21 protein-coding genes and 2 pseudogenes are annotated in these 17297 nt (G+C 36.0%); 5 read left to right on the top strand and 18 right to left on the bottom strand.

Annotated features, from left to right (window positions below):
• Positions 1-232: 232 nt before the first annotated feature.
• Complete coding sequence (locus tag GWJ01_RS06095; RefSeq protein ID WP_157957620.1) at positions 233-1006, bottom strand: aminoglycoside adenylyltransferase family protein; 774 nt, start codon at positions 1004-1006, stop codon at positions 233-235.
• Positions 1007-1231: 225 nt separating this feature from the next.
• Here GWJ01_RS06095 and GWJ01_RS06090 point away from each other — a divergent pair.
• Positions 1232-1549 (top strand): annotated as a pseudogene (locus GWJ01_RS06090) (nucleotidyltransferase domain-containing protein); the annotation flags it as partial.
• A 132-nt stretch (positions 1550-1681) separates the two neighbouring features.
• On the opposite strand, the gene GWJ01_RS06085 reads toward GWJ01_RS06090, so the two are convergent.
• The 7 genes from GWJ01_RS06085 to GWJ01_RS06060 all read right to left on the bottom strand — a co-directional run bounded on the left by GWJ01_RS06085 (position 1682) and on the right by GWJ01_RS06060 (position 4821).
• On the bottom strand, positions 1682-2122 hold the full coding sequence (locus GWJ01_RS06085; RefSeq protein ID WP_109402780.1) for a colicin-like bacteriocin tRNase domain-containing protein: 441 nt from the start codon (positions 2120-2122) through the stop codon (positions 1682-1684).
• Positions 2123-2256: 134 nt separating this feature from the next.
• Positions 2257-2517, bottom strand: a complete 261-nt coding sequence (locus GWJ01_RS06080) for a hypothetical protein (protein ID WP_109394204.1) — start codon at positions 2515-2517, stop codon at positions 2257-2259.
• Positions 2514-2825 (bottom strand): hypothetical protein, encoded by a 312-nt coding sequence (locus tag GWJ01_RS06075; protein ID WP_109402779.1) that lies wholly within the window; start codon positions 2823-2825, stop codon positions 2514-2516. Before GWJ01_RS06075 ends, GWJ01_RS06080 begins: the two co-directional genes overlap by 4 nt.
• A gap of 259 nt (positions 2826-3084) precedes the next feature.
• Positions 3085-3213, bottom strand: coding sequence for a hypothetical protein (locus GWJ01_RS18925; protein WP_261247061.1), 129 nt, complete (start codon positions 3211-3213; stop codon positions 3085-3087).
• 30 nt (positions 3214-3243) lie between these two features.
• Entirely contained in the window at positions 3244-3579 is a 336-nt protein-coding gene (locus tag GWJ01_RS06070; RefSeq protein ID WP_109394202.1) for a c-type lysozyme inhibitor, read from the bottom strand.
• Positions 3580-3703: 124 nt separating this feature from the next.
• The gene (locus GWJ01_RS06065; protein ID WP_157957619.1) at positions 3704-4099 is read right to left on the bottom strand and encodes a subtilase family AB5 toxin binding subunit; all 396 of its coding nucleotides are present in this window, start codon (positions 4097-4099) and stop codon (positions 3704-3706) included.
• 62 nt (positions 4100-4161) lie between these two features.
• A complete protein-coding gene (locus GWJ01_RS06060) occupies positions 4162-4821 on the bottom strand; it encodes a class I SAM-dependent methyltransferase (RefSeq protein WP_109402778.1) in 660 nt (219 codons plus the stop codon).
• Positions 4822-5125: 304 nt separating this feature from the next.
• On the opposite strand from GWJ01_RS06060, the gene GWJ01_RS06055 reads away from it, so the two are divergent.
• Positions 5126-6352: a phosphoadenosine phosphosulfate reductase gene (locus GWJ01_RS06055; RefSeq protein ID WP_109402777.1), complete on the top strand. Its 1227-nt coding sequence runs from the start codon at positions 5126-5128 to the stop codon at positions 6350-6352.
• 12 nt (positions 6353-6364) lie between these two features.
• Complete coding sequence (locus GWJ01_RS06050) at positions 6365-7006, top strand: IbrB-like domain-containing protein (protein WP_109394198.1); 642 nt, start codon at positions 6365-6367, stop codon at positions 7004-7006.
• A 130-nt stretch (positions 7007-7136) separates the two neighbouring features.
• On the opposite strand, the gene GWJ01_RS06045 is transcribed toward GWJ01_RS06050, so the two are convergent.
• The 4 genes and pseudogenes from GWJ01_RS06045 to GWJ01_RS06035 all read right to left on the bottom strand — a co-directional run bounded on the left by GWJ01_RS06045 (position 7137) and on the right by GWJ01_RS06035 (position 8527).
• Positions 7137-7595: an Hsp20 family protein gene (locus GWJ01_RS06045; protein ID WP_161710856.1), complete on the bottom strand. Its 459-nt coding sequence runs from the start codon at positions 7593-7595 to the stop codon at positions 7137-7139.
• A gap of 183 nt (positions 7596-7778) precedes the next feature.
• Positions 7779-7919 (bottom strand): cold shock small protein YmcF, encoded by a 141-nt coding sequence (gene ymcF / locus GWJ01_RS18805; RefSeq protein WP_420892426.1) that lies wholly within the window; start codon positions 7917-7919, stop codon positions 7779-7781.
• Between the two features lie 7 nt (positions 7920-7926).
• A pseudogene (locus GWJ01_RS06040) lies at positions 7927-8043 on the bottom strand (cold shock domain-containing protein); the annotation flags it as partial.
• Between the two features lie 307 nt (positions 8044-8350).
• Positions 8351-8527 (bottom strand): isocitrate/isopropylmalate family dehydrogenase, encoded by a 177-nt coding sequence (locus tag GWJ01_RS06035; RefSeq protein WP_258867261.1) that lies wholly within the window; start codon positions 8525-8527, stop codon positions 8351-8353.
• Positions 8528-9072: 545 nt separating this feature from the next.
• Here GWJ01_RS06035 and GWJ01_RS06030 point away from each other — a divergent pair.
• Together GWJ01_RS06030 and GWJ01_RS06025 are read left to right on the top strand one after the other, a co-directional pair.
• Positions 9073-9768, top strand: a complete 696-nt coding sequence (locus GWJ01_RS06030) for a hypothetical protein (protein WP_161710855.1) — start codon at positions 9073-9075, stop codon at positions 9766-9768.
• Entirely contained in the window at positions 9769-10434 is a 666-nt protein-coding gene (locus tag GWJ01_RS06025) for a class I SAM-dependent methyltransferase (protein WP_161710854.1), read from the top strand.
• Positions 10435-10773: 339 nt separating this feature from the next.
• On the opposite strand, the gene GWJ01_RS06020 is transcribed toward GWJ01_RS06025, so the two are convergent.
• The 6 genes from GWJ01_RS06020 to GWJ01_RS05995 form a co-directional block, all read right to left on the bottom strand.
• On the bottom strand, positions 10774-11673 hold the full coding sequence (locus GWJ01_RS06020) for an SMEK domain-containing protein (RefSeq protein ID WP_161710921.1): 900 nt from the start codon (positions 11671-11673) through the stop codon (positions 10774-10776).
• A gap of 263 nt (positions 11674-11936) precedes the next feature.
• Positions 11937-12578 (bottom strand): hypothetical protein, encoded by a 642-nt coding sequence (locus tag GWJ01_RS06015; RefSeq protein ID WP_161710853.1) that lies wholly within the window; start codon positions 12576-12578, stop codon positions 11937-11939.
• A complete protein-coding gene (locus tag GWJ01_RS06010) occupies positions 12575-12838 on the bottom strand; it encodes a hypothetical protein (protein WP_004242500.1) in 264 nt (87 codons plus the stop codon). The genes GWJ01_RS06015 and GWJ01_RS06010 overlap by 4 nt, the downstream gene beginning before the upstream one ends.
• Positions 12823-13074 carry a hypothetical protein gene (locus GWJ01_RS06005; protein ID WP_004242498.1) on the bottom strand — a complete coding sequence of 84 codons (252 nt, stop codon included), beginning with the start codon at positions 13072-13074 and terminating at the stop codon, positions 12823-12825. The genes GWJ01_RS06010 and GWJ01_RS06005 overlap by 16 nt, the downstream gene beginning before the upstream one ends.
• A gap of 3 nt (positions 13075-13077) precedes the next feature.
• Positions 13078-16836 carry a phage tail protein gene (locus GWJ01_RS06000; RefSeq protein ID WP_161710852.1) on the bottom strand — a complete coding sequence of 1253 codons (3759 nt, stop codon included), beginning with the start codon at positions 16834-16836 and terminating at the stop codon, positions 13078-13080.
• On the bottom strand, positions 16836-17234 hold the full coding sequence (locus GWJ01_RS05995) for a DUF6950 family protein (RefSeq protein ID WP_161710851.1): 399 nt from the start codon (positions 17232-17234) through the stop codon (positions 16836-16838). The genes GWJ01_RS06000 and GWJ01_RS05995 overlap by 1 nt, the downstream gene beginning before the upstream one ends.
• Positions 17235-17297 lie beyond the last annotated feature (63 nt).

The raw sequence follows: 17297 nt of genomic DNA, 5'->3' as shown, positions 1-17297 counted from the left end.
TATTACAGCCAATGACTTTTCCACTCTTTTCGATACGTTGTTTTGTTGAGTTATGATGCAGTTCGTATAAGCTTTTTTTCATGGTTATTCCATTACAAATTTTCCCCAATAAAAAGCCACCAGCGGTTAACTGATGGCTATTTATATAAATCCTATTTAACAAAAAATACCAAGACGGGAAATCTAGATTCAGTAAAAGATGGTTAATAATTAATTGTTTCATACAACATAATTAGTATTCTTTATTAAAAATATATCCTTTGATTTGGGCAGAAAAGTAATCAACGATCAATGGTAGTAATTCATTATATTTAGTCCATTCAACATTAGTCCCATAAAGATACTCATCTCGCGCAACAGTTATTATTTCAATAAATTCATTAGGTATTTTATTGATTGACCAATTAGCCGCAACATCCTTTGATACGAATTTCCCTGAACTCATCGTAAACCACATTCTTGCGAGAGTTAAAACAACATTACGCTCATCACCTTCAATAGAAGAAATTAAATTAGGTAAGGAATCTAACAATGCTTTTCTTATTTGTTGGATGCCAATCTCAGGTAATATAAAACTATCACCCCAAAGGAGTTTTGAATCTTTCTTAGCCTGCGCCAACATCAATGTATATTCTGGGTCATCATGCTCAACACTACTTATGCCTTGTTTGAAAGTGTCTCTCAACCACTCCCCGTAAATAAATTCACATCTAGCTGGATATTGTAAACTCTGTAATTGATCACCAACAAATATTGCGATTTCCAAAGGTCTACGCCCTAATTTATCATAAGGATATCGACCTGAAGTAGCTAACAAATCTTCAATAAGTAATTTTTTTTCATCTTTACTCAAAGCTGCTTTAACAATTACAAGAAGATCAATATCACTGGTAGGTTTAAGTCCACCTGATACTGATGAACCATGCAAATAAATCGCATCCAAATTATCTCTAAAAATTCTTTTTAATGAATTAAGTGCTTGTTGAATTTGAAATAATGCGTCCACAGATAGCGGGCTCCTCAGATATGTTATTACAGCAAAGACACACTGTGACTATTAAATGCGCTAAATAGCTCACATGGAAAAATCAACAGCATAGGGTTATACAGAAGAATTTATAGCTTAAGAGGAACTCTCCGAAGAGATGACTATGTCTTACAAAATACCTAGCCTAAATATACAGAACTCGTTATTCTGTAATGCTTTGTGTTTTTTGTGAACAGAAAAAATATGCTAAGTATGTTACCCTATTTACACAGAAGTTTTACAGAGCAACTCAAGCTAAAATTACAATCTGACTCACGGATCCACTCCCTTCTTGCTGGTGGCTCTATTATCCATGGCGGATTTGATAAATACTCCGACTTGGATTTTGTCGTTGTGGTAGATCCTCTCTACTATGACGAAATAATGGCACAACGCAAGGTATTTGCTGGAACACTGGGGCATCTACTGCATGCTTTCACTGGAGAACATGTCGGAGAACCTCGCCTACTTATATGCCTGTATGGCCCTGAACTCCTCCATGTCGATCTGAAATTTGTCACTTACTTTTTTGCCTTTACCTGTAACCTTGCCAGGAGTATTTTCTTTAACTAACTTTTGAATGACAATATCTGAATAATTATTTGGATTAATTAAAATTGCTTTTAATAACTCTTTATCATCGAATTTAACTTCTTATTTTGTTATTTTTAGTTGTTTGCTATCTTGTTTGTATACAAGAGGATTTTTAACAGGATCTGCTAATGCCAAACCTTCAGGCGTGGCTTTGAGTTTATTAATAACAGCGACTTGAGCCTGATAATGTTTATCAATATTAGCTAATCTTTTCTTCGCTTCTTCAAGCTCTAATAATGCAGCTTCTAACGGATGCAATGTCGACCATTCAGCCCATTCTATTTCTACTACTTGCTTTTCATTATTAACATCAATGACATCAATAATAGAGACATAAAGAGCCTCATGCTTACCACCAAAATCAACAATGGCATGATGGGTCTTTAATTTAGATGAAGGGATATAATATCCAGCATTAGGCTTAGAGTTGATGACTACTTGTTTATTTTTATCTGCTTTGTTTTCAGAAACACTAATGCGTACTGACTTTGCCCCCCGCAATAATAGGGGCTACTAGGAGTGCTCGTTGCTGTTGCCTTTACGATTGGAATACTAATAGCCTGACCTGTAGATACAATGGTTCATTGCTTTCCAGTACTCTTATCCAAAGCAGACATAACCTGAATACGTATACATTAATGATGTTTTTTACCGATATCACTAATTTGATTAGTAACAATATCCGCTGGCATTGTTGTAACTTTGCGTGCTTTATTTCTATCAAAAATATCTCTATCCAAAATGCCATAATTATTCAATAAAGCCATTTCAGCTTGAGTAGACATGATATTGCTACTTGGCCACAATCCCCCAATCGCAATTCCAACGGCTGTAACCCTAGTCAGTTTTGGAGCAACAGAAATTGCTTCTAATGCACTAGCTTTTAACGCTGTCAATGACTTAGAAAAATACTCTTAATATTAGCGGAAACAAATAGACTTGATGTAAAACTAAGAACATCTTGATAAGTAAGAAAACCTAAAGCAGGAAGACCGACTGATGCCATTACTAACTTTTCAGGGTATTTCCCTAGATTAAAATCTGAAATGTCTTGAACTTCCTTTATTCGCTCATTTTTGTCTCGATCTTCATTGTCGTTATCTGTGTGGTTTGAGTTATCATCTTCATCATACTCATAATAATCATGGCTACTAACACCGTCAGTTATCTCAATACGAATATCCCTATCTTCATTATCACTCATATAAAGTCCTTTTTTATATTTAATCGCACACAACTACTGTATACAACTACAGTATCTTCAATAATAATTGCAAAATAATCGTCTTATTTCGGCTATATTCGGAATAGTTACCATTAGCACTTAGCTCATCCTTGAGCTAAATATATTTGATTAGTTATCAATTTCTGGTGCGCTATTGATATCCTGATTTTCCTCCTTTTCTTTTTGTCTGCGTTCCTCTTCCGTTTTCTACACTTCTTCCATCTCACGCATTCTCACGTTATATATAGATGGATTGCTCAGGCATCTGTACACGAATAGAAATAAAGCGATCATCAGAGATATCAATTGGATCTCCACCAACAATTACCGTAGCTAATGCAATAGCAACTGGTTTTGATGGGCTCATTTACGCTAACGCCATAATAAAAGGTGATAATTAGCCAGCTTTGCAGCCACTCAATACTGGTTTATCTTTTCCTTCAACTAAATCGGCATTGTCACCTTTAGTATAAAGTTTATAGGTGTAATTTTTATTCATTGCCTCATAGTTTGCACCAGAAGCCATTTTCATAATTTTCAATGGGATCATTTCATCCATTTGATTAATGATCGCATAGCTATCTTTTGCTGTATTTACATAGATAACTTCCATCACTTTATTATTTTCACACACATAAGAAATTTTGGTTATCTCATCAGCATTATCTGCCATAACAAAACTAGAAGACAAAATACCTACTGCAAGAAAAACACTTTTAAATAAAAATCTCATATTGTCTCCTAAATATCATTAAGTTAGCGTTTATAGAGTATTCTTTTACTCTTCACTAATTTAAAAAAATCTATCTGATACTCTAATGGGATTTATCCAATTTATAACATTTAATATTAATCAATTAGTTATCTTTTGTCGGTCCCATGCAACGACTATTATGACAACTAGCGAATCCTGCTATCGCTTTATTTGAATATACTCGAGTAAATTTTGGGTGAGTCCAAACATTAGGTTGAACATATAACCTAAAGCTTTTACCTGTTGTGTAGTAATAATGTGCTTGTTGAAAAAAGTGCTCATAAGAAGAAGCCCAATCTGACTTGTTAGATACTGCACAGGCGATAAATTCACCGCCATGATTCATGGCTTTAACACAAAAATACCGACCATCTTCAATTTTTCCCGAATTAAAATCCGTTAACGTAACATTAGAATAATATTCAATATTATGACTTAATGTATCTGTGGCAAATGCCGTTGGAGTTAATAATAAAAAGGCAAAAAATAGACTACGCATTAACATACCATTCCTTAAGAAAATAAAGATAAAAAGCCTCTAATCCAAAATAATATTTCTTATTATTTTTTATTCTTCGCTGTGAACAAAGCTACAGTGCCTTGTACATGTATAGAGATGTCATGGAATAAAGAGGAAAGCATTTCTTCCAAAGAGTCCACCGAATCAGAATAATTGCAGAAAATACCTTTTTTGTTGTAAATAGACATTAATTTTTTACCAAAAAAATTATGTTTGACTCCCTGCCCTAAAATCGTTGTGCCATATAAAACCCCTTTTTCTGTCAGTAAATAACTTATATTTTCTATCGCTTTTTTCTTATCACCCATCGTTCCTGGTAAACAATGTATCAAATAAAACAATGAGATAGAATCATAAGATGCATTTAATTTATTAGAAAAAGGCTGAAAAACATCATGCTGGGAGCAATTTATTAATTTGTTATCAGGTATATACTTTTTAGTATGTTCCAGACTGTGCAAATTAAGATCAGTCAATGAGATTTCTTTTATAGAATTTAATGATTTTTTTAAATAAAACCCCGTTCCAACACCAATATCCATATGGCGATCACCGAGATGATTTTTAAAATGTGGAATTAAATATTTATTCGTATCACACTGCCATGCATAGCTATTAGAAATATTAAGCACCCACCAATCATATAGCTTCAATGACACTGGTGTATATACTTTAACTCCATCATGTGTACTTAATGTCATACAATACCTATCATAAAATGACTATTTTATTTTTTATTTATTATATGAATAGTTGAAAATACCGAATAATAAAACAGGTAATATCTTTAAAATATTATCTACTCACTAAATCACTTTCTTTATTTCTCTTAATTATAAAAAAAATCTTTCATTATTAAAGACTATCAATAATAACAATGACATATGCTTTATTATTCTATTTTTTCAAGTAAATCTCAGTGATAATCAGCAACCATCACTTACCTTTATAATCTAAATATGATTAAGTAATAATACTATTAACTAACTTATTCTGGTGATAGTTATGTCTTGCAAACACAAAATTCCTCTTGGAATAAATGTGCTAGATGCTACTCAAACGCGAATTGAATGGTTGTTTGATACTTTTGAGCAAATCTCTCTCTCCTTTTCTGGAGGTAAAGATTCTACTGTTCTGTTTCATCTTGTTGCTGCAGAAGCAAGAAAGCGGCATCGAAAATTCAATGTCATGTTTCTTGACTGGGAAGTGCAATACTCCGCTACCATTAGCCATGTTGCAAAAATGAAATTTTTGTATGAAGACTGTACGGAGCGATTTTACTGGATAGCATTACCTATCACGACGGAAAGCGGGATCTCACAATATGAACCGACTTGGACAGCTTGGGAAGCAGGAAAAAAATGGGTAAGGCAACCGCCAGCAGACGCTATCACTGATCCAGACTTTTTCCCTTTTTATCATCCAAATATGATTTTTGAAGACTTCACACCTGCATTTAATCAGTGGATCACCGGAAATCATCGTAGTTCAGTTATTTTATTAGGGATCAGAGCCGATGAATCATTAAATCGCTTTATTGCTATCAACAACAACCAAAAACTACGTTATGCCGATGATATCCCATGGACAACGGCATCACCTGAAGGCTTTTATTATATGGCCTATCCTATTTATGACTGGCATGTAAAAGATATTTGGACATACATTTCACGCTTTAATCTACCCTATAATTCTATTTATGATCTAATGCACCAAGCTGGGGTTAGTTTAAGTCAAATGCGTATTTGTGAGCCTTTTGGCCCTGAACAACGTAAAGGGCTATGGTTATACCATGTTTTAGAACCTGAGACGTGGAGTCTCGCCTGTGAACGAGTGAGTGGCGCTGATGCTGGTATGTTATACACCCACCCCCGTAATAAATCAGGCTTTTTTGGGCAACGTAAAATTAGTAAACCCGCCCATCATACATGGAAATCTTACGCCCACTTTTTACTAGCGAGCTTACCAGAACAAACCGCCGAACATTACCGAAATAAAATCGCAGTTTACCTTCATTGGTATGCTGAGCGAGATTACCCAAATGGAATACCAGATGAACAAGACGGTGATACTAGCAGTAAACAAATCCCGTCTTGGCGACGGATCTGTAAAACTATTTTACGTAATGATTTTTGGTGTAGAACATTAGCATTTAGTCCGACTAAATCACACTGTTATGACCGATATTGCAAACGAATGCAGGAAAAACGTAAAAATTGGCAGTTGATTTAACAAGAGGTGAATATGACTATTGAAACAGTGTTTTCTTCGCTAAAAGATTATCTACTAAAACTCAATGATGAGCAAAAAATCGAAGCTATTAATAAAATCAAACTATTTCTTCATCAAATTAGTCCATTCAAAAATGAACCTATAGATTGTGTTCTTTGGATAAAGCAAAACCAAGTCATAGCAAATGACTACAATCCTAATGTTATGTCTCCTACAGAAAAGAGATTACTCAAAACCTCATTGATAAAAGACGGTTATACTCAACCCGTTGTAGTATTATCTGCACCACAAAATAAAACTAAACAATTGCAATGGCAAATCGTTGATGGCTATCATCGTTATTTATTAAGTAAAGAAAACGTCTTAAAAAAACGAATTAATAATTATTTACCAGTCACCATCCTTGATATTAAAAACAACACAATGTCAGACCAAATAGCAACAACTATTCGTCATAATCGAGCAAGAGGACAACATCAAGTCTCAGCTATGTCAGATATAGTTAGAGATCTATCCCGATTAGGATGGAGCGATAAACGGATTGGTGATGAACTAGGTATGTCACAAGATGAAGTATTACGCTTAAAACAAATCTGTGGGTTGGCTGAATTATTTTCAAAGCGCCTTTTCTCAGAAGCTTGGACAGTAAAATAAGAAATAATTGTTTTCTATCAATAAAACTAATCAACTCAAGATTGAATTAATCCAATTTAAAGCTCTTACAAAAACAATTAAGGCTACACATTATGCGTAGCCTTAATCTTATTCATATTAACTAACTCAATTAGCTTTTATCTTTATTTTCTATCGCTATTGTTTGCCGTTTTTCTTCTTCAGGTAATTCATACTCAATAGCAATAGTCAGAAGCCCACTTGATAAATCAGCTTTTTCTATTTTAACATTTTTACCGAGGTCAAATTGCAACGTAAATTGCCCTTGAGATATGCCTCGGTGGATCCATTTATCATTGTCTTCTTCTGATTTTTCTTCTTTTTTCCCTTCAATCAATAAACGACTTCCTTTTAATGAAACTGTTAAGTCATTTTCTTGATATCCAGGCACACTGACTGTCAGTTCATAATGGTTATCATCAATCTGTTTCAGGTTATAGGTCTGAATTGGTGATGCAATTGGCTTACTGCCTGTTAACTGACTAAACAGGCGATCTATCTGATCAAAACGGTTTGAAAGTAAGTTATCAGATAATGTTGGGAATAATGAAAAAGGTTTAATGTTAGGCATATAACTCCTCCTTCAGTATTTAGTGAATTATGGGTGGTATCTTATTTACCCAAAATATAAATATGAACGAGCGAAAGTTTTTCAAGCCCTAAAATCTAAATTTTTTATCTTTGACCAACATGGGATTGTAGATAGCAAAAAACCCCACCGAAGCGAGGTTTTGTATATTCAACTATTTAATGCTTAACTCATTTGTGCTGTCATCACACTTTTGCAAAAGATACATTTTGCGCCGTGTGGATTCTTCACTGTGACATCAAATTGTGATGTTCTATATTGTGAACTGCGACACCTTGGGCATTTAAAATAGAGTCGAATAGTAATAGCGCCTTTAGAGAGCCACCACGTTGCCGGCTGCTGGGCCTTTCATACCATTTTCCATGGTGAATGAAACTTGTTGGCCTTCCGCTAATGTTTTGAAGTTATCATTTTGGATAACCATAGCATGTTAACCTTATTTCTGACCTTATTTTAATTCATCAGATAATCTGCAAATGATAATTTTCGCCACGTTTATCATGCGGTTTGCAGATTATTTTCTTTCTTTTCCATTTCGCCATAAACAAAACCTTATCGCCTCTTTTAACGTGTTGATTTTAACACTTACGTTTTATTCATTGTTTGTTTGGTTTTGCTACATTAGGCTACTTTTAATACAAAAATACGCATCAACACGTTACACGCACTCATAAAAAATCCTGTAACAAAAACGGGAACCCTTAAGTTCCCGTAATAAATTCGCAACGCTAATTATATTACATATGTTTGATAATCGCGTCACCAAACTCGCTACATTTCAGCAATTTAGCGCCTTCTAACTGACGCTCGAAATCATAAGTTACGGTCTTAGCGGCAATCGCGCCTTCCATACCTTTAATGATTAAGTCAGCGGCTTCTGTCCAGCCCATGTGGCGTAACATTATACCCATAATAATTAGGTAACTTATTAAATAAATTATAATTATTGGTGGTGATAATCTTTTTTTATGTGATCTTGGTTTGTATGTAACTTGTTGATTTTTATTTTGGGTTGGAGTGATTTTGGGGAAGATTACTTTATTGATTAATAACTTATCAAATTTACTATTAAATACTCATATTAGTAATAAATTAGGAATTTTTCTTTAATTTAAATATTTTTCACTATACTAATAATGTAACGAATATTTAAAAACTCAGAATAGCAATTTATTATGTGGTCGCTTAAAGCCGATTGTCAGCTTTGAGCTAGGAGCAGACATCGAAGCGTCTGTAGTGATGCTGGATTTTGGTTGCTTAAAACATTACAGGTGCTAGTGTGGATGCAGTCAGAATAAATATTTGTGCAGTAGTGTTTTTTGAGAACTAGCTCAATCATAAAGATTTAGATAAAATTACAGTGTTAAATTAATAAACTAGTGGTAATTAAGCTTTAAATGCGTTAATTGAGTTGTGTGATTATAGAAAATTAGCGCTTTTTGAATGCTTGGAGAGTGAAATGTTAGAACCACCAAAGAGTTATAATGAAATGTTGCCAATGCTCCATAAGGCAACTTTTATTACTACATTTATATTTTATCTATCATTAGTTATTTATGGCTACATTCCATTAGTTGGCATTAACGCCAAATACATCCCACCCATTAAAGACTACGAAGAGTTTATTAAGTGGATATTAACATTCGGTATATTACCAATTGCATTTTCTATTTTTTGGTCCGTGATTAGTGGAGCTTTAGACCTGCATAATAACGTGGCAAAAATTTGGGGAATAAGAAGGATATGGGATAATCGCTTAATTATTAAACCATTAGCTAAAACCGCGGGTGTTACGAGAAAATTAACTAGTGATGAATCTTACAAGGTAATGAGTAAACTATATTACCCAGAAGTTAAAGAGTTAAAAGACAAACATTACGTTGAGCTTTTCTGGAACAAAGTTTATTACTTTTGGGTTTTCTTTGAACATACAGTGATTGCATTTATTACTGCTTTAGTAATAAGTTTCGCTAAATTAACTAATCTATTCTCTGTTACTGGTTCATTAAATAATCTTTGGTTGTGGATTATTTTCCTTGTCGCCTTCGATTTTCTTATTTTTATAGCATCTGTTAAGCCAAGAACTGAAAGTCAAGTAAGACAGATACCTGATGAGAAAATAAAGGAATTCTTTAATAATAACCGTATTTTTTAAATGGAGTTGGTTTTGAATTACAAGATAAATGGAATAACTATACGTTCAGAAAATGCAGCCAAACCGCATACCATGCCATCTAGCTATCTCTGCAACCATATAAAAAGCTCTATTAAAAATGGCAGAGCTCTTGATTTTGGATGTGGAAAGCTTAGATATTCAGAACAATTAATAAATAAATTTGAAACAGTGACATTTTTAGATTCCAGAAAACAACTAGAAAGAATGCAAATTATCAGAGGTGTACAAACTACAATTCCAGAGTATGTAGCTAATAACTATAAAAATGCCAATGTTGTTCCTTTTGAAAGTATAGATAAAATAACGAGTCATTATGATTTCATACTTTGCTCAAACGTGCTTTCCGCAATTCCATGTAAACCCACAATTTACAAAATCATCAGTGCGATTAGAGAATTATTAAAGAGTGATGGTGAAGCATTGATTGTCAATCAATACAAAAGCTCTTATTTCAAGAAGTATGAGAGTGGAATTAAACATTTGCATGGGTATATATACCAAAACTCTCGCAATGCTTCCTATTATGGTTTATTAGATGAGAATATTGTCAGTAAAATTTGCTTAGATAACAATTTAGCAATAATAAAGTCATGGAGCAGAGCAGGCAGTTCATATGTGATTGTTGGTAAAAATAAACATATTTAGTATATTTAAAAAATCCTTAGAGGGTGCTATTTACTTGTTTTTTATTACTTATTAGCTCGCAGGGGTCAAGTCAACATGCCCCCCTCAAGCAATTGCAAGTCTACAGATTTTTGGTCAAAGCATTGGCAGAGTTCAGTACTAAATTTTTTTGTGCTCTTCCTAATCTACTAATAGTGATGCTTGCTTATGTGAGTAGCTTATTGTTCATGGTTGCCCTCTCCAACAGGACTACTATGAGCGAAGAGCGAAAGTAGATAAACAATAAAGAGACTCCAAATAAACATTATTCAATATTCCATGAAATCTGCTAATAATTGCCTGTTATTACTAAGTTGCCACTTAAAAACTAACAATATTTAGTGTCATGTCAATATTATTTAGACTTGCAATCTTTGATGAATTGTTTGCTATTTTGGCTTTTAATTTATCAATGCTAATCATATCTTCATAACTGATATAAACCATATCACCCTGGTTAACTTTTGATTTGTTCACTATAGCTTGAATAACAGACAGATCATCCATTACACCTCTCAGGAATTTAACCATGTTTTGATCTTTGAAGTCAGATATCGATTTTGAACGTTGCTTACGCTGGATTGTTCCTTTTGTAATTACCTCATTAATTTCCTTTAAACCAGTAAGCATATCAGATAGGCTGCCTTCACAACTCATCCGGTGTTTAATTGCATTGCGATTAATAACATTAAGTATTATTTCGAGTGAATCTTTATCATTCCATGGATGTAATGACGTATAATCCTGATGGCGCTGAATGGCATCGAGCATATCATGGATCATGTCCTCATCTGCTTTATCGCAAAGTTCATTTACGAAATAGCTGGGATCGATTATTTTACAATAACCTGGAACTGAGTATTTTGAGATTTTACAAAAACCAAAAATATATAAAACAGAGTATTTATCTTTAAGACTCACTCCTAATTCATTTGTCTTTTCAAAAGCTGTTATGGTTTTTTTAATTTTTGCTGGGCTTGCATTCGTAGTAACTTGAACTGCTATCATGTTTTGATTGTCAGCTAAATCAATGGCGGGAAAGTTAACTTTAATCTGATTCATGTTTTCCAGTTCACCCATTTTCAGTGCGCGAAACATAAAAATGGTCAATGACTCAATCATTCTTTCCATGTCATGAAAGCCAGCCTGTTTGCGTTGCAAGATATAAAGCTGAAGTAGTGCAATATCGCTCTGTAAATTTCTAATAAGTGGATCAATCATAGCTAATAATCCTTTGCAATTAAAAAGAAGGTGTATTTGAGTTTGTTTAACCATTAGTTAAATTTCTTGTTTTGATATTAACAAACTTTACAATTTCATCAAGGTTTCTCAAAACCTAATTCCCCGCAAAAATCCACTAACTATACTGAATACATTCCGTTGCTAAATATGTCCGCTCTTGGCACGAAGCCAACCACCAGCGAATATATATTTTCCTTTAATGAGCTTTCATTCCCACCAATTAAACTAACTAAGCTCTTTTATCACCCACCATACTCCCTCACATCAATATAAAAATACTGCTTTCCTAGTGAGGTTGTTGACATCTGTCCGGACACTATCATGGAATGAGGAATAATACGGTTACCTCGTCCACAAAGAGTTACTCTAATCGTTTTTCCTCCCATCGAATCCATCATACCAATATGCCCTATTGTTGTGATTAATACTGCACAGGGGAAACCGACATCCACACCATTCCAATTATTTCCTGTAAGTACAAAATTATTTCCTTCCAATAAATTAAGTGGTCTTTGGCTTGAAGCGTGTGTAATAACACCTTTATGATAAATTTGAATTCCCCATTTTTGGGGATGAAGTGAAATATGATAAGAAGACTTCACAAATACATAGAGCTCATATTCTGCTGAATTACCTTGAATAGTATCGATTAAATTCACACACCACGCATTATTCTCATAAATCACTTCAGATAATCCACCTAATGATGGATTAGAGGAATTAAGAACTCGAATAAAAATAAGTGGCACTGCGTTATTATTACCTTCGATGACTTTAATTAGTCCTGGCTTTGTTTTTATTTTCTTTAAAAATACGGCTGATTCATAAGGTGTTAATTCTTCGGTAATTCCCTGATTAAAAAATAATGCACCATATTTACTCATTTAATTAGTACCATAATAATTCCATTAATCGATTGGCTACCGCGTAGAGAATTCCACGAGATTTTATTATTCTCGACTCTAACAGTGAAATAAGATCCTCGATTTCTAGCTACAATATAGGCGGCCAATGACCGCCCTTTAGGAATATTATTATAAGTTTTACTGCCATTTTGAGTGACCGCTATTTGGTCAAAAATAAACGAACGCCCTGTGATTTTTATTGGCTTTCCTTTTTCATATATCTCTATTCCCCACGACATGAGAAATCCTCTACCGCATCAGGAGATACCCATCCTCCCAAGAATTTAAATCCTAATTGAGGTACAGCATGATAAAGAGGCCCTTTAATGGTTTCTCGTTTTTTATCAAACTTCACCAATACAGGTTGTTGATAGTGAAAAGTTTTTATTTGGTAAACACCTTGGCAATCGACTTTCTTATATCCAGAGGTACACCCTGACAATAATAATGCTGTAATTAAAACAATAAACTTCATACGCTACCCTAAATAACCTATTTTTGCCGCTAACTGATTGTTTTCATCGTAAACATAAATAGTATTATTGGTGATCACTAACCGCCCTTTCGTACTGCCTGAATTAATATCTAATCGTCCACGAAATACCGCATCATTTAATTCCACATTCCCTGTTGTGGCATCAATATTAAATCCTTTCTTGCCCGCTAAATAATTAGTCGAGGTTATCTTTTTACCTACTGATAATTTATCAATGGTTGCCTTGCTAAATAACGCATCATTGAAAAAAGCTTGTCCATTTTGGATCACAAACGGTGTCACCACTTTACCGTTTAATGACGATATCACTGCAAAGTTTTGGGCATTAACCAGAAATTGACTATTTCCTTGTGCATTAAACCCTAAGCCAATGCCAGTAATGACTTTATTCCCTTTGCTATCCTGCTGGACTTTCATTGTCCATGATGTCGAAATTTTGCCATTTATGTCTGTGACCACTTTCGAAGTTTGTTCGATTTTGGCTGAACTTGTCCCCACTTGGCTTTCTAGGCGAGTGACTTGCTGGGCGGTAGAGGTCACTTTACTTGAGACCTCAGTCACTTTAGTTTCAAGTTGGTTTACCGCATTCGCCGTTGCATTGGCTTTCTGTTCGCTGGATTTAGGTACGTCATTCGCCACAAACCCTTTTGGTGCTACTGATTGTTTGTTGATGGTGTAAGTACTGGTGATGATTTGATGGTTAACACTTTTGTGTTTAGTTAACTGATATTTTGCCCCTCCTCGCAAATAGATATATTCCACAGAGCTATTCGTTAATTGAGCAGGCCCCATCACAGGAGATTGATTTGTCCATTTCCAATCAAAATTATCAATGATGCGGTTTTCAGACTGAGTTCCCCATCCAGAACCACTGACTTGCCATTCCACAATCATGGCAAAACCTTTGGTGCTGTGAGTCGCATAGCTGGGTTTATTATCTGAATATTGTCCTAAGGTTCTAAAAACCTTAAAGGCATAACGTCGAGAGGTTACTAAAGGCAAAATAACCGGATAATAGGTATTTTCATTGAGTTTAGATAAATCTAAATCCACCACCACATATTCCGTTAAATCGGCTTTCACTTTATCTAATTTACTGGATAACGTTTGTACCTGAGAGGTTGTGGATGTCACTTTGCCATCAATATTAGATACTCGCGTATTTAATGCATTTACCGCACTGCTATCAGCTTTCCCCTTAAGATTTGAATTGAGCGTTGAAATATCTTTCGATTGTGCTTGCTGTTTCGAGGTGAGGGTTTCTAGTGATTTATTAATCGCGGAAACATTCCCATTCATCCGTGTTTCCAGTGACTGTCTGGCTTTCGCTTCCGCTTGGTCGCCTGTGACTCGCGCTTGTTTCTCTGTGGAGATAAGTCCTGCGGTGACTTTCGATAAATCATTGCCGGTATAATCACCTCGAAGTTGTGTCGCTAAAGATTGGCGTTGTTGCGCTTCGGTTTGATCAGACTCAATACGCGCTTGTTGCTCTTGTTTAATCGCTGCCGCCTGTGCTTCTGTTGCCGTTGAAACTTTATTCATCCGCTCAGCCAGTAATTTTTCTGCCTCCTCCCGTTTTTTTTCACTTTCTTCAATCGTCGCGCCTTGCCTCATTGACTCTTCTAAAAGCTTATCGTGATTTATCCTCATTAACTCATGTAATTCAGTAATATCGATTTGGTTAGCTTTGCTGTTAATTTCACCCAATAAGTCTTGTGCGAGTTGATCTCGACTAATTTGCCCCGTCAATTCCTCAAGAATTAAATCGGTTTGAGAAGAGCAAGTACCTGAAGCTTCCACAAAAGGTGATTTGCCATAGCTGTTGATTGTTCGAACATAAAAATAATACGTATGTCCTGCTTTTAAATTCTCTTGCGTCCAGAAATTCCCTTGGCCAACTTTATTTGTTTTGGTGATCACTTCATTTTCAGAAAGATCAGCGAGTTTTTCCTCACTAAACCAAAACTCAAAGGTATAACTAAAGACAGCACTATCGCCTTGTCTCGGTGCAATGGTCAGATTAAATAAGCCAGAGGTAACATCAATATACTCTGGAGGCGGTGGTGCTTGAATGGCAAAGTCACTGATAGCAGGTGCCGACATCGCACCGGCAACGTTTGTTGCTCTGACTTCAACACGATAAGTCCCTCGCGCTAATCCGTTAATATCGACACGCTCGGCCGGTACCTGAATAGATTGAATAACGTTGCCTTCTTGAAGAATAGTGACGGTGTTATAGCGCACATCAGACGCCACATTCTGCCAAGAAAGCGTACCTTGCACGATGTCACTGACAGCAAGTGGAACAAAGGTAAGATTAATCGGGGAAGCAACACCGCCAGTGGGTAAACTCACAAATGGCGGACGCTCAAACGGTTTGCCAATCACATCTTCATATAAATAGGCACCATCCTCTTCCAACGTTAAAGCCACACCGTCTAATGCATGAAAAGACCATTCGGCAATACGGAATTCCAGTCCACTAATCCCCAAAGCCGGTAATTCTAAAAGCACAACTTCCCCGGGACGATAAGCATAGCCGTCTAAGTTCATCGTGAGTTGAACCCGTCTTCCTGCTTTCTTTTTGCGAAGATATTGGCGGGCTAATCGTTGGGCTTGATAAGGGCTGGTGACAAAACGATAATCGATGTTCTCCCGAATTTCTAAGCCATCCTCTTTCACCCATTCGTCCACAATCACAGGCGTGAAATCGGTTTTTGTGTACAACTGTTCGGCATCAATAAATGTGCCATACACCGCATTGGTCGCGTCTTTTAAACCTGTTTCAGGGGTACATGTGACAGTGCCAATCAATTGTGATTCGGTAATGGTTTTTATTGCCGGCCCATAATAAGCGCCGATTTGAATACCGTGTTTTCCTGCTGTAAATGTCGGTTCAGCGTTAATACATTTGTGCATTGCTTCCAAGACACTGGATGGACTCTCATTTAAATCATAGGCGCCATTAAGGGTATATCGCGACTCAAATCCGCCTTCTGGCAGACTCACTTTTTCATCACATAAATCGGCTGCCAGTTTAAAGCTGTCAAAATCAATATCCGTATCAGGCACTTTTAAATAATGGCGGTAATAATCCAAAATGACTAAAGCCCCATTATTACTCCATGCAGTTTGCCCAGTGCGAGGATCAAACAGATGTTTTCCCCAGACTTCACATTTCACATTGGGTAATCCATAAGGGAATTTTTCTTGGTCAAACGTGAGTGTCACACGTAACCACGCCAGACCTCGACCAATCATATCTTCTTTCCATGACGGGCAATTTTTAAACATAAAGGGATCGGCATCTTCCCTATCGTTATGTAATTCCCATGAGGCTTTATCACCAAAAGTCTCAATGAGATCATCACCCAACCAGATCTTCCCAATTTTCTCTATGGGGTGTCCTGCCAACGCTAATGCCAGTGTGATTTTTTCATTTTCATCTTGTTCGCCAGTTTCTTCCTCTGCGAAGAAAAGCAAACCCGATATCACTGTTTTTCCGACGATCACGGTTTCAGGGGCAGACGATGAACGTAACATCTGTTTGCGTTCACCAGTATCTCGATAATTCATTGACGGAAGTTTCGGCTTAAAGATAAGCGAACCCGCGACTTGAACCGCAACGCCTGCCGCCATCAGCGCCATGCCCATCGCCGATGTCACGCCACCGGTAAATAGCCCAGCAATCATTAAGCCAGCACCCACGACTTTTGAAATTAATCCACCACTCCCACCCATTATTCCACTCTCCACGCTTTGATTGGGTTAATCTGCACTGGCTTTACACCTTGTGGCGTTACGCCCCAATAATGCCCCGCCCAGACCACCGCTAAACTGTCACCGTCCTCACCTTTGAACAGTACGAGGTCGCCACGCTGAACGCGCTCAATCTCAATGGATTTGAAATAGCGTGAAACTGCTCTATCAAGTGAGCCAAATTTAGATTTGATCAGGTTGAAGGCTTCAGCTTTAGTTTTATAGTGATTGAGATAAGGCTTTATCGGAGAGAAACCACATTGTGCGTCAATACATTCCGAGGTAAAAATACAACAATCAAATTCACCCCATGAAAAAGGGCGACTCATCGCCGCCCTTATCGTTTCTGGTAACTGGAGTGTCCAGTTTTGTTGTTTCATTAAGACCCTTAGAAAACAAAAGACCCTCTAAAGAGGGTCGAGAATTAAGTTATAATGGTTTAA

Origin of the sequence: Proteus sp. G2618, assembly GCF_009915995.1 — a bacterium.
Taxonomy (GTDB): Bacteria; Pseudomonadota; Gammaproteobacteria; order Enterobacterales; family Enterobacteriaceae; genus Proteus; species Proteus terrae.
Note: the sequence above shows the minus strand (reverse complement) of the source record. Positions and strands in the feature narration are given on the sequence as shown.

Bases quoted from the DNA above. Each gene is read 5' to 3' on its own strand.
- GWJ01_RS06075 (WP_109402779.1), bottom strand. From the start codon at position 2,825: ATGAGTGATAATGAAGATAGGGATATTCGTATTGAGATAACTGACGGT.
- GWJ01_RS18925 (WP_261247061.1), bottom strand. From the start codon at position 3,213: ATGAGCCCATCAAAACCAGTTGCTATTGCATTAGCTACGGTAATTGTT.
- GWJ01_RS06070 (WP_109394202.1), bottom strand. From the start codon at position 3,579: ATGAGATTTTTATTTAAAAGTGTTTTTCTTGCAGTAGGTATTTTGTCT.
- GWJ01_RS06065 (WP_157957619.1), bottom strand. From the start codon at position 4,099: ATGCGTAGTCTATTTTTTGCCTTTTTATTATTAACTCCAACGGCATTT.
- GWJ01_RS06060 (WP_109402778.1), bottom strand. From the start codon at position 4,821: ATGACATTAAGTACACATGATGGAGTTAAAGTATATACACCAGTGTCA.
- GWJ01_RS06055 (WP_109402777.1), top strand. From the start codon at position 5,126: ATGTCTTGCAAACACAAAATTCCTCTTGGAATAAATGTGCTAGATGCT.
- GWJ01_RS06050 (WP_109394198.1), top strand. From the start codon at position 6,365: ATGACTATTGAAACAGTGTTTTCTTCGCTAAAAGATTATCTACTAAAA.
- GWJ01_RS06045 (WP_161710856.1), bottom strand. From the start codon at position 7,595: ATGCCTAACATTAAACCTTTTTCATTATTCCCAACATTATCTGATAAC.
- GWJ01_RS06030 (WP_161710855.1), top strand. From the start codon at position 9,073: ATGTTAGAACCACCAAAGAGTTATAATGAAATGTTGCCAATGCTCCAT.
- GWJ01_RS06025 (WP_161710854.1), top strand. From the start codon at position 9,769: ATGGAGTTGGTTTTGAATTACAAGATAAATGGAATAACTATACGTTCA.
- GWJ01_RS06020 (WP_161710921.1), bottom strand. From the start codon at position 11,673: ATGATTGATCCACTTATTAGAAATTTACAGAGCGATATTGCACTACTT.
- GWJ01_RS06015 (WP_161710853.1), bottom strand. From the start codon at position 12,578: ATGAGTAAATATGGTGCATTATTTTTTAATCAGGGAATTACCGAAGAA.
- GWJ01_RS06010 (WP_004242500.1), bottom strand. From the start codon at position 12,838: ATGTCGTGGGGAATAGAGATATATGAAAAAGGAAAGCCAATAAAAATC.
- GWJ01_RS06005 (WP_004242498.1), bottom strand. From the start codon at position 13,074: ATGAAGTTTATTGTTTTAATTACAGCATTATTATTGTCAGGGTGTACC.
- GWJ01_RS06000 (WP_161710852.1), bottom strand. From the start codon at position 16,836: ATGGGTGGGAGTGGTGGATTAATTTCAAAAGTCGTGGGTGCTGGCTTA.
- GWJ01_RS05995 (WP_161710851.1), bottom strand. From the start codon at position 17,234: ATGAAACAACAAAACTGGACACTCCAGTTACCAGAAACGATAAGGGCG.